Below are 11,293 nucleotides of genomic sequence, written 5' to 3'. Positions count from 1 at the left end.
ATAACAGAAGGCTAAAGGTTGTTTTTTGAAATCTCCAGAGTTAATGTTAGTTTAAACATAAAAACCCGATAATTTCTAAAGCAAACCCTCCCGATCCATCTTTTCCAATTGTGTAAGAAACAACTCCATCCATTTATTGCTTTTTTCGATATATTCCGGATGGGCCAACAGTTCTTCCGGCGTCTGCACATACTTGTCGGCAATCATTTCCGCCCGGCAGTTTTCTATAAGGCCGGCAATGATCGACGGCGTGTTTTCCAGATGATACTGGAAGCCAAATACTCTGTTTTTATAGACAAAAGCCTGATGCTTGCAGGCATCGCTTGCAGCTATACAGACCGCCTCTGCCGGCAGAACACTGAAGGTATCCCCATGCCACTGAAAAACCACCGGCTGTGGAGGGAAAAATGAGAATAAAGGTGATAACCGTGCTGCTTCAGTCAGGCTGACCGGGAACCAGCCAATTTCCTTATATGGGTTCCGGGTCACCTTGCCGCCAATCACATCGGCAATTAATTGACCGCCAAGACAGAGGCCGATAACTACTTTACCGGCGTCAATTGCCGCCCGGATGAACGTTTTTTCCGCAGCAAGCCAGGGATAGATCGCCTCTTCATAGATATTCATCGGCCCGCCCATGATCACAAGCCAGTCGAAATCAGCCTGCGCCGGCAGCGAATCATGCTGATATAGCTGCGTGTTTGTCAGCACATGCCCGTTTTCCCTGGCCCATTGCAGGATACTGCCAGGGTTTTCAAAGGGGACATGTTGTAAATAATGAAGTCTCATCTTATCTTCTGTCCTTTCACCATCGTTTTCTTCTGTTCATTTTCGCATAAATAAATAAAAAAGCCAACCCTTATGCGCACCTGTTAGCCGCTTAGTTGACACATCATTGTATGACTAGTGATTATTTTTCTGACATGCCTGCGCTACCAGTCTGGTTAGGTCAGGCAACAATTTCCTGTTGATGCCGGTCTCGTGTCCATAGAGTTCTGTCAACACCCCGGCAATCTGCTCCAACGCTGCATTGCCGGCCCGCTCGCCAATCCCGCACACCGTGACACTTGCCATCAGCACTCCGGCCTGAATAGCAGCTAACGTATTGGCAGTAGCCAGCCCGAAGTCATTATGAACATGAATCTCCAGCGGCAGGGCCGATTTCCTCACAAGTCTTTGCATAATTTCATAGGTCTGCAGCGGCTCCAGGCAGCCGACGGTATCGGAATAACGGATATATTCCGCGCCTGTCCGGGCTGCAGTTTCAGCCACCTGTAAGAAGAAGGCTTCGTCAGCCCGTGATGTATCCTCTGTTCCCACCGATATGGTGCAGCCAAAGCTGCGGGCGTAGGCAACCGAATCAGCCAGTTGCTGCAAAATGGCTTCCCTGGTTGTTTTTAATTTATAGGTAAGGTGCAGCTCGGATACCGGCACCGAGATATGGATAAAGGAAAAACCGCACTGTACCGATGTCAGAATGTCTTGCCTGACAGCCCGGTTCCAGGCAATAACCCTCGCTGACAGGCCTGCTTCGACGATGGCTTGCAATGCACCTTGTTCTTCTACGCCCATAGCCGGGGTTCCTGCTTCAATGGCAAATACCCCGACCTGGTCAAGCGCCCTGGCAATTGCCAGTTTCTCGGCCTGGGAGAACACAAGCCCGGCCGCTTGCTCACCATCGCGCAATGTTGTATCAACAATCCTGATCTTCATGAAGCAGCCTCATGCACCAGTTTTTGCAGTTGCAGATCGGAAACAGGGGCTTTTTGCCTGATTGCCAGGCTGCGGACTTTTTCCAGTACTGTTAGCACCATTGTGGGTTGAATGAGAATATTCATTTCTTTTAGTTTTAGTTCAATGGCCGCTTTACCCGAGTGTTTACCGATAACAATTTTACGTGATAATCCTACTGTCTCAGGCGTAAAAAACTCATATAAGTCACTTTTCTTGTTCACGCCATCAACGTGAATCCCTGATTCATGAGCGAAGATATCAGACCCGATAATCGGTTTTGTCGGTTGCACACATTGGCCGACATAGCTAAGTATTTCTTCACAACAAGCCGCTATATTCGCAGGTACGGCCAACGGCAGTTTCAGCAAAAACCGCGCGCCCATCAGCACTTCTTCAAACGCCGGGTAGCCGGCAACCCCGCCAATGGAAACAGCAACAAAGGTTACGCCGCTTTTTATGGCCCCCAGGGCATTGGCTGTAGCTAAGCCGCTGCCATTTTTGCCACAATACTCGATAGGACAGGGTAATTGCTGTTGCAGATTCAATAAAGCCCCATAAGTAAACAGCGGATCATGATCACTATGTTCATCCACAAAGGCAACACTGCTAATCTCATATTTACTGATCAGCCAGCACAACTGCAGAATCTTGGCCGAGGAATACTGGCAACTGCCGGTGAGCTGAAGCGATACCGCCATCCCCCGGGTCTGTGCCTGCCGGAGTGCTTCTGCCACAGGTGCCGCCAAGCTGCTGAAAGCTTTATCGTTTAGACTCACTTTGACCTTATCGCAGCCTAATTGGTGCGCCTGGGCAACCTGCCGGGCATCAGGCTCAATACCGGCGCGAATATCTTTTACATCCACCGTGCCACAGCCTAACACAGTCACTAACGATTGCAGGCTTACATCAAACATAACCTGCGCCATTGCTGCAATTTTCCGCTGTATATAAATAAATTCAGAGGTGCCCAAGCCTTGGTTCGCTAGCCCATACCCCAGTGTTTGGTCAATGAATATAACATCTTTTTTCATTACACACAACCTCTTTCATTTATATTTTCCCCTGACAGGCCCCTTCACTACCCGTTACTACACACAGCCCCCGGCTGCTCTGCATGGCGCAATTGATGAAAAGCCTGTTGCAAACCCTCTTCAATACTTGCACACGACTCGACTACCGGGATACCATGACCCAGTAAACGCTTTTGCGCCTCATAACCAATCCGCATAGTGAGTACAACATCACAATCGGCAATCCCCTCAATCAGGGTATCCTTTTTTGCTTCTGTCTCATCACAGTTTACCACACCCATACAATACTTTTGGGTAGGCCTGGTCTCGATAAAACGGGTATTCACGCCATCTGTTTCGTAGATATGAAACTCTTCAGCATGACCATAATGCAAATCAACCAGCTGCTTATGCTTGGAGGTTACAGCTATCTTATACACTCTGGCCGGAAGGTTGCATTTTTTTCCAGACTCAGGTTTGGGGCTGCGGAATTTATGGGATTGATCCTCTGTCAAAAGTCCAATGGCATCAGCCCGGCATTGCTGACAGTGGCGCATTTGCGTAAGGTCGGTTTGACACAGATCACGCATAGCATTTACTTCTTTCATGCTGGTCTGGGAAAACCCCTGAAATACACTGCCTGGCGCCGGGATGAGCGGCATAATATTGGTCATTAGTGCCCCCAGGCTCTTTACTTTTTTTACTACTGCCGGGATATGTTCGTCATTAATGCCTTTGATCATAACAATATTAACTTTGACCAGAATGCCATGATCAGCCAATAGCTTAATCCCTTTTAGCTGGTTGCCGATCAATAGTTCAGCAGCATTTTCTCCTGCATAATACTTACCCAGATAATGAATATGGCGGTAGATTCTGGCCCCGATGGCAGGCTCCAGACAGTTTACAGTTACAGTTACATGCTTAATCCCCAGGTCAATAATATCCTGCCCATAGTGGGGAAGCATCAGGCCATTGGTAGACAGGCAGAAGATTGTTTCAGGCGATTTGGCTTTGATTAACCTGATACTGCCTGTTACAGCCTCCCAATTGGCTAAGGCATCACCAGGACCGGCAATCCCAACAACGCTCAAATGGGGAATCTCGGCTTTTACCCTGATAAACTTTTCCAGACTCTGCGCCGGGGTTAGTATCTCACTTGTCACACCAGGACGGCTTTCATTGACACAGTCATACTTGCGGTTACAGTAGTTACAGCTAATGTTGCAAATCGGCGCCACCGGCAGATGCATCCTGGCAAATTTATGATGGGCATTAAAAGAATAGCAGGGGTGTTTAGCCGTAATTTCTGCTAATTCTTGTTTTTCCATGGCTAATCATCCCCTTTTCATAAAGCCTGAAACATATGCTCCGGATCAATTGGGTTTTCTTTGGCAGTAAGATCCTCGGGATCAATAGCGTAAACGGCAACAGCATTGTTATCAAAGGATGAACGGTATTTATCCACAAATTGCGTCGAAAGCGGGGTTTTAAAAAACTGCGGCATAAACTTTTCCAGAAACTGCGCCAGCACTTGCGTTTTTTCTTCTACATCCTGAACAAGTACCGCCTTACCAAAAATAACAACACTCAGGTAGGCAGTATCACATTTAGCCGGTACAGGATCGGCCACAGTGCCGAATTCCTCAAACACGGTAAAACAGACAGACGGACTGGCAGCGAGGACGACGTTTTTCTTGCCGCTGCCCATACCATGGATATATATCTTACTGTTCCAATAAACATAATTGACCGGCAGGGCATAAGGCCGCTCTGCAGTCTCACACATACTCAATGTCCCTACCCTTTTCTCGGTCAAAAAGCGGTTAATCTTTTCTTTATCGGCGCAGATTCGTTGTGTGTATTTTATTTGTTCCACCCTATCACTCCCTTTAGCTAATAAGATCCATGGGGTTGAGAAAAACCGGCTGACTAGACTTGGTTATTGTTCTTAAAAGCCTCTCTAACTGCGGCAATCCTGGTCTGATCAAATAGCTGCCTAACCTCATTACACATTGTCAGAACGCGATCCGAATCAGATTCTTCGGGAATTCCATGATAATAATTTTCAAGAGAACAGATACCAAATATCAAATCCAGTGATCTTATTTCCTTATTCAATACCTCAGGAACGTCAATAACAGTTTCAACAGTATCCATAAGACAGGTATAATTGTGATTTCCCGGCTCTTCGCCGTACAAATCACATAAAGCAATAAGATAGTTTTCGAGGGCAACCGAAGCTACATTAAATACCACACTGGAACTCTGCCCTTCCTCGACGAACTGTTCGGCCCGGTGATGATACATCTTAGCCCCGCGATAATCCGCTTCAAACGCCTCGATATCGATTTTATTCATATCAATCATTGTTCTATCCTCTTTTACTATTGATTCTGCCAGAACCTGATCTGTGTCAGGAACTGGCAGAATCTAATCAATTCCCGTTAAACCTTACCAGACATTAAGAACCCATTCCTTGTTTTTCTTGTACTCCATATCAGTAAAGAGGGTGTTTGCCATCTGCTCGGCAAGCCAGGTCGCGCCCGCATAGCCAACAACCGGATGACGGTATAATCCTGCCCGGTCGTAAGTAGGGAACCCTACGCGTACCATCGGGATATTATTGTCAATGGACACAAACCGCCCTTTAGAATGACCAAGAATCAAGTCAAGCTCCAGTCCCTCATTTTTGATCCGGTTTTCCAGCTCCCACAGATCGGCATTCATAATGATTTCCATTTTGAAATCGACGTTTGCCTGCAGTGCTTTGATCCGCGGATCCTCCGGATAGGTTGTATTGTCGTCACCAAGCAACAGCAATACCGGCTTCATTTCCAGGTCGAGGCAGAACTCAGCCAGACCGATAACAAGGTCAGGGTGTCCATAGATCGCAACTTTCTTGTCGGCAAAAAACATGTGTGTCAGGTCAGTTAGTGCATCAATGGCAATGCCCCGTTCCCAGACCAGCGACTCAGGGATTGGCATGCCTGTCATGTTTTTCAGGTTCTGCAAAAAGGTATCAGTGTTGCGGATACCGATAGGTGTCGGTCCAATAACGGCCGGGACATCAAATTCTTTTTCAAGATACCGGGCAGCCTTGGCACCTTCATACCGGTTCAGGGCAATCGTTCCCACCGCGTTGGCAGTATCGGTCAGGTCGGCAATCGTCGTATCGCCATGAGCAACTATATTGCCTTCAGGCATCAGGGGAGCATCAAAATTCTCGATTTCAAACAGGACGGTAGCATCTATCTGCATTTCTGCCAACAGGTGTTTAAGCGCTGTCACATCCCCGGGATTAACCCAGCCGGTGATCAGGTTGATTTTGCCGTTAGGTTCGCTTTTTTTCGCAAAATGGCTGACAAAGTCCAGCAGGGCAACATCATACCCGGTTACCTGACTGCCTTTAAAGCTGGGGGTGTGAATAGGAATCAGATGAACTTCCCGGTCAGCGTATTTTTCTTTTAACAATCCGTTATTCAGCTTCAGTACCACACCATCAACATCATCACCAATAACCTCTGTTGAGCAGGTAGTGATGATTGGTATTACCTTAACATGAGGATACCGCATTAACAGTACATCAACCGCTTCTTCGACCCGGTGGGTGGCACCGAATACCGCCCCGTCCTCATGCAGGGAGGAAGATGCAATCTCAAAACTCTCTTTAAAATGCTGCGAGAACAGGAGGCGGACAAACATAACGCAGCCCTGCCCGCCATGAACAATCCCAATGCAGTCCTTGATCCCTATGCTGGCATACTGCGCGCCACAAGGCTGGCAGGTAAATATTGGGTCGATAACGCCGGCACGCTCTTTGGATTTTACTTCACAAAACATAGTAATTACTCCTTTTCCTGTTTGTTTTGTTCTGCGTCCGCCGTAATGGCACACAGCCTCTGCCCTTATTTTTTAATAATGGGCATCCTTAAGTTCCTCATTCAGCGACCCGGTGATGGTTAAGTAATCCATCCGGTCTTTCAGCCCCTGCATAAGCAGCTTAATCTCATCCTTATCCATCGCCTCAAGCCAGGGGCACCGGCTTTTGAAAGCATCTGCCAGACACACGGCATCTACCCAAAAGACCTTGTCATTTGGTGTGCTAAGGTCAACTTCCTCGCCACACAACAACTGCTTCGTTTTGGTCAGAATTCCCTCATTTTGTTTCTCCCGGTCCCAGGCCCGGGAGTGAAACTGCCAGAGGCATTTCTTCATGATATAATCTACCAGTTCTTCAATCCGTTCTTTCGACACACTCTCCATAGCTGTCATCGCCTCCATTATACTGCCGATAGTTTTTTAGCGGCTGGTGGAAATACCGGATAGGTTTTTGTCCGCAATTCTGAGACGATGTCATATTTACCGGTGTACTCCCGGAGGGTAGTCGAAGAGGTTACTTCTTCGCTCAAATTTGCATCTGAGAGCATTTTCTGGGTAACAAAACCTTTGTCGGTAGGTATTTCATCCTTACTAATATCCACGAAAGCAAGCTTAAGAATCGGGGAGTAGAGTGCATTGTAAATATCACGGGCAAATCTGACCCATCCTTCGTAGCCCTTCCAGGGACCGTTATGGTAGGCATGAGCATTAAGATAAGGAACCCGGATCTTCTTGGCAACCTCACCTGGCCGCTTGCCGGTAAAGATGATGTCAGGCTTTAATGTCTCCATGGCTTCCAGGCCTTCCAATTCATTGGGATCGTCAATGGCGAGCGCTCCTTCTTCACACCGGGCGATACCTTTTTCCATATCACCCTGATGTCCGAATTTGGTATACACCGAGACGACCTCAACTCCCATCTCTTCATGAATAACGTGCGCCCAGTGCCAGAGCTTGGAACCACCCGGCCAGAGACAAACCTTCTTGCCTTGCAGACGTTCTTTGTACCAGTCAAGCTCCGGCTTCCACTTGGCAGTGTCTTCATCAATAATGGCCTGAGCCCGGTCTTCAATACCAAAGAATAAACCAACCTTCCGGAGGGACGCTGACAGCGGCTCAAAGCCAAACCCATCGATATCGAGCCGGGGCGTCCCGTAGCGAACCCGCAGTTCATTGCAGATATACTCGGCTGAACGGGCACATTCCAGGACATTAAGATCTGCCCGGTGCATCGCGCGCAGGTCGTCATAAGAGCCATTACCGGTAAAGGTGGATAAAACCTGAATCCCCATCCGTTTAAAGTAGCTCTGCATAACCTCCTGGTCACCCTGAATGTTATACTCACCTACATAATTAATAACATAGTCGCTGGTAAATTTGGGTTCAATATTGCCAACCTTTTGATTAAGCCAGGCAATATTAATTTTATGATGTCCCCCTGACTGGCTGGGTCCCCCAAAGCCGGGTGCATTACAAACAAATATATCTACTTCCGGCATTTCATCCATGACTTCCTGGGCAATCGCATTGATATCATCGCCGATCAAAGCCGAAGCGCAGGTTTGGTAGAGGGTCATCCGTTTAATATCAGGGAAAGCCTTGAAGGCTTCAATAATATTTTGTTTAAGGATTTTTTCAGCCCCGAAAATAATATGTTTTTCCTTCATATCGGTCGCATAGGTATGTTTAAGCTGAAAATTATCATTATCACTGATATAACGCTTTGTCTGCCAGGTATCGTAGGTGCAGCCGACAGGGCCATGGCTCATATGGATGACATCCTTCATCGGCGTACCAATAACATGTTTGGCACCGCAATAAGCGCAGCCGCGTTCTGAGATCGACCCCGGGATGGTGTTAAGGTAGCCGAGAGGAAGGGCCGATGTCAAATCCTCGCCCGGTCCTTTTATCACAGCGTGTTTTTTTCTCTCCGGGATACATTTGCTGCATTCAAACTCATGATATGGCATGGATTTGTTCCTCCTTTACTTTTTAAATTTATTAATCAGCAATGCCGTATTTGACAACCATCGCCTCTAGTTCATCCATACTGAGCGGTTTAGGGATAACAAAATTCTTATTTTCGATAATCTTTTTAGCCAGTTCGCCATATTCATGTGCCTGGTTGCAGTCAGCGTCATACTCAACAACTGTTTTCTTGTTAAATTCGGCTTTTTGCACAATATTATCACGAGGTACAAAGTGAATCATCTGGGTGCCGATAGCAGCAGTAAACTCTTCCAGGAATTCTCTTTCGCGGTCAACTTTACGGCTATTGCAAATGACCCCGCCGAGACGGACGCCGCTTTGCTTGGCATATTTAACAAGACCTTTACAAATGTTGTTGGCGGCATAGATGGCCATCATCTCGCCGGAAGCAACAATATATACCTCCTGCGCTTTACCATCACGGATCGGCATGGCAAAACCACCGCAAACAACGTCACCAAGTACATCAAAGAATACAAAATCTAAGTCAGGTGTATAAGCACCGTTTTTCTCCATAAGATCAATAGCGGTAATTACCCCCCGGCCTGCGCAGCCTACACCTGGTTCAGGACCACCGGACTCAACGCAGCGAATCCCTTTGTAGCCGTCTTTTACCACTTTCTCAACGGTAATTTTTTCTTCACCCTCATCACGCAGCATATCCATTAATGTCTTCTGATTCATCCCGCCCAGAATAAGCCGGGTTGAATCTGCCTTAGGGTCACAGCCATGGATGAATACTTTTTTATCATAGAAATGGGCCATTGCCCCGGCAGTGTTTTGCTGAGTAGTGGATTTACCGATTCCACCTTTACCATATATCGCAATTTTTCTTGTCATTTCTGCACGCTCCTTGTAATGTACAATTTTAAAATTCACTTGCTGTCTATAAAGCAGCCCCCTGCTGATTACACTGCCGAATCGCCGGTTTCACCGGTTCTGACCCGAATGGCATCGATAACCGGCAGGACAAAAATCTTACCGTCCCCGACCTTGTTATCAGTCCGGTTTACTTGGATAATTGTATCAACAATTTTAGCCACGTCTTCATCATGGGCTAAAATTGTGAACAACCGGCGGGGAAATAACCGGGTACCATCCAAAAATTGCACAACCATCTTTTCAGTCTTGGGATCGTCCTCTTTAGACAAAGCCAGCAGGGTTTTCCGCCGCTCGGCAATAATTGAAAGATCCTCAACAAGCCTGCCGCGCCCCATTACTTTGATGGCGGTAAAGCCGGCTACCCCAACCTCGACCAGGGCTTTTTTGGTGGCACTGACTTTGTTCATCCTGATGACAGCAATAATCTCTTTCATCGTCGTCCCCTCCTTACAGCCCGGTGGCACCGGTAGAAACAGTATAGGCTTCATCAAGCGGGCTGATAAAGATTTTACCGTCACCAAACGATCCCTCACCACTGCTCTTGGCATATTTGATGATAATTGACACAATCTCATCTTTGCCTACGGCTGGAATTGCCATCATAATCAGGCTTTTAGGGATTTCGTCATATACGACATCGCCGACCTTTATTCCCATCTGCTTACCACGGCCGACAACATCGACCACAGTGGCGGCATGAAAACCAGCAGCCGATAGTTCTGAAAGAAGTTCATCTTTTTTCTCCGGTCTAACAATGGCTCTAACCAGTATCATAGCTATCTACCCCTTTATTTTTGTTATCAACACTGGGTTTTTCATCACTTTTATTTTAAGCTGCGCTTTAGCTAACCGGTATGACGGAGTAAGCGGTCAATCAAGGCTACCGATTTCCTGGTTTCTTCTCGGTGTGACAAAGAAATTAGATCGGCTTTACAAACAATGTTAACTCGATTATCCTTTGCTTTTTCTTTAGCTAATGCGTCTGAAAGCAGAATTCTGGCTGTAATTAGGCCTTGTTCGACCAAACCGCTGCCGTCAGTGACATATTTGCTGCCTGCTTGCGATGCCTCCTTTTTCATGATATCGGTTTCCTCCCTATTATTTTTCTTCTTGAAAAAAGAAAACTAACTTGCTATAATAAAATGGGTAAATTAAATAAACCTGGTGTCACTGGGAATAAAAGATTTGCCTGTTGCTTCATGGGTATTCGTGGTACCCATGAAGCTTTAACCTGGAATGACCAATAATTCGATAGAATCACCTCCTTAAAAAATCGGCATCTGCCAAACTTTTCAACACAACCAATTTGTATAAAGCAGCATTGCTTTGTAAATTGACTGTGGTGATAAGTCTGTTAGGTGTTGCTTATTTTATAACTAAAAATGGGTAAACGAAATAAACCTAGTGTCACTGGAAATAGCGGTCCTTTTCTTCTGAGCCTGATAGATATTCGTGGTATCTATCAGGCTTTTTGTTTGATCGGTTTAGAACTGATTAGAATAAAAAAAAAATCAACTAACCGCACGTTAAGACGGCTAATTGATACCCCGTTGTACCTGAATTACTATTTATACATACGATACAACAAAACGAAACTATAGTCAATAACATTTTCTTAAATAAATATCATTTTTCACTACATAACCAAATTAGAACCATCTAAAACATCATCACCCATATAGCTCTAGTTAGTTTTTGTTAGTTTTGGTTCAGTTGTGTTTCTTTGAGAAAAACTTAAATTAACGAGATTATTTTTATAAAAGTATCCTTAAAAAGACACAGGGACGGTGTATATG

13 protein-coding genes are annotated in these 11,293 nt (G+C 46.1%); all 13 read right to left on the bottom strand.

Features of this window, described 5'->3' with window-relative positions:
- Window positions 1–75: 75 nt before the first annotated feature.
- The 13 genes from VN379_RS13460 to VN379_RS13400 all read right to left on the bottom strand — a co-directional run bounded on the left by VN379_RS13460 (window position 76) and on the right by VN379_RS13400 (window position 10,576).
- Window positions 76–789, bottom strand: a complete 714-nt coding sequence (locus VN379_RS13460; protein WP_325534643.1) for a type 1 glutamine amidotransferase — start codon at window positions 787–789, stop codon at window positions 76–78.
- 114 nt (window positions 790–903) lie between these two features.
- A complete protein-coding gene (locus VN379_RS13455; RefSeq protein WP_325534642.1) occupies window positions 904–1,713 on the bottom strand; it encodes a homocitrate synthase in 810 nt (269 codons plus the stop codon).
- Window positions 1,710–2,765, bottom strand: coding sequence for a homocitrate synthase/isopropylmalate synthase family protein (locus VN379_RS13450; protein WP_325534640.1), 1,056 nt, complete (start codon window positions 2,763–2,765; stop codon window positions 1,710–1,712). The genes VN379_RS13455 and VN379_RS13450 overlap by 4 nt, the downstream gene beginning before the upstream one ends.
- A gap of 47 nt (window positions 2,766–2,812) precedes the next feature.
- Window positions 2,813–4,075 (bottom strand): nitrogenase cofactor biosynthesis protein NifB, encoded by a 1,263-nt coding sequence (gene nifB, locus VN379_RS13445; RefSeq protein ID WP_325534638.1) that lies wholly within the window; start codon window positions 4,073–4,075, stop codon window positions 2,813–2,815.
- 17 nt (window positions 4,076–4,092) lie between these two features.
- The gene (locus VN379_RS13440) at window positions 4,093–4,623 is read right to left on the bottom strand and encodes a pyridoxamine 5'-phosphate oxidase family protein (RefSeq protein ID WP_325534636.1); all 531 of its coding nucleotides are present in this window, start codon (window positions 4,621–4,623) and stop codon (window positions 4,093–4,095) included.
- Between the two features lie 53 nt (window positions 4,624–4,676).
- Window positions 4,677–5,114, bottom strand: a complete 438-nt coding sequence (locus VN379_RS13435) for a hypothetical protein (protein ID WP_325534634.1) — start codon at window positions 5,112–5,114, stop codon at window positions 4,677–4,679.
- A gap of 84 nt (window positions 5,115–5,198) precedes the next feature.
- Window positions 5,199–6,587, bottom strand: a complete 1,389-nt coding sequence (gene anfK, locus VN379_RS13430; RefSeq protein WP_325534632.1) for a Fe-only nitrogenase subunit beta — start codon at window positions 6,585–6,587, stop codon at window positions 5,199–5,201.
- Between the two features lie 72 nt (window positions 6,588–6,659).
- A complete protein-coding gene (anfG, locus tag VN379_RS13425; RefSeq protein ID WP_325534630.1) occupies window positions 6,660–7,010 on the bottom strand; it encodes a Fe-only nitrogenase subunit delta in 351 nt (116 codons plus the stop codon).
- Between the two features lie 17 nt (window positions 7,011–7,027).
- Window positions 7,028–8,596 (bottom strand): nitrogenase iron-iron protein, alpha chain, encoded by a 1,569-nt coding sequence (anfD, locus tag VN379_RS13420; protein WP_325534628.1) that lies wholly within the window; start codon window positions 8,594–8,596, stop codon window positions 7,028–7,030.
- A gap of 31 nt (window positions 8,597–8,627) precedes the next feature.
- The gene (nifH, locus tag VN379_RS13415) at window positions 8,628–9,455 is read right to left on the bottom strand and encodes a nitrogenase iron protein (protein ID WP_325534626.1); all 828 of its coding nucleotides are present in this window, start codon (window positions 9,453–9,455) and stop codon (window positions 8,628–8,630) included.
- 68 nt (window positions 9,456–9,523) lie between these two features.
- Complete coding sequence (locus tag VN379_RS13410; RefSeq protein WP_325534624.1) at window positions 9,524–9,931, bottom strand: P-II family nitrogen regulator; 408 nt, start codon at window positions 9,929–9,931, stop codon at window positions 9,524–9,526.
- 13 nt (window positions 9,932–9,944) lie between these two features.
- Complete coding sequence (locus VN379_RS13405) at window positions 9,945–10,271, bottom strand: P-II family nitrogen regulator (RefSeq protein ID WP_325534623.1); 327 nt, start codon at window positions 10,269–10,271, stop codon at window positions 9,945–9,947.
- Window positions 10,272–10,342: 71 nt separating this feature from the next.
- Complete coding sequence (locus VN379_RS13400; protein WP_325534621.1) at window positions 10,343–10,576, bottom strand: hypothetical protein; 234 nt, start codon at window positions 10,574–10,576, stop codon at window positions 10,343–10,345.
- Between the last annotated feature and the right edge of the window lie 717 nt (window positions 10,577–11,293).

This window comes from Sporomusa sp. (assembly GCF_035561255.1).
Lineage (GTDB): Bacteria > Bacillota > Negativicutes > Sporomusales > Sporomusaceae > Sporomusa.
This window is presented reverse-complemented; position numbering and strand designations above follow the sequence as displayed.